The organism is Pseudomonas sp. DE0010 (assembly GCF_007680745.1).
GTDB classification, from domain to species: domain Bacteria; phylum Pseudomonadota; class Gammaproteobacteria; order Pseudomonadales; family Pseudomonadaceae; genus Aquipseudomonas; species Aquipseudomonas parafulva_B.
In genome coordinates this window covers 1-325 of sequence record NZ_VEJQ01000113.1, presented here as the reverse complement: position 1 = coordinate 325, position 325 = coordinate 1, and the positions used below count along the sequence as shown (strand labels likewise).

The 325-nt window shown below is 66.5% G+C and carries 1 pseudogene; it reads right to left on the bottom strand.

What is annotated here, in order from left to right:
- Positions 1 to 325 (bottom strand): annotated as a pseudogene (locus tag FS767_RS21900) (bifunctional riboflavin kinase/FAD synthetase); the annotation flags it as partial.

Genomic DNA, 325 nt, shown 5'->3' with positions numbered 1-325 from the left:
CTCCAGGTGTTTCACCCCCAGGCCTTCCACCAGCACCTGCTGGACGAAGGCCTCGGCAGACAACTCGCGCAGCCGCCGATTGAAGTTCAGGCAGAGCACGTTGTCGACGCCCAGGCGCGCGAAGCATTCCAGCTTCTCGCGCAGGCGGGTCAGACGCACCGGCGCGATATCGGGCAGGAAGAATTCCCGCGGCTGAGGTTCGAAGATCACCACGCAACTGGGCACCCCGAGCTCCGCCGCCCGCTCACGCAGCCGCGCGAGGATGGCCTGGTGCCCCAGGTGAACCCCGTCGAAGTTGCCAATGGTGGCAACGCAGCCCTTGGGA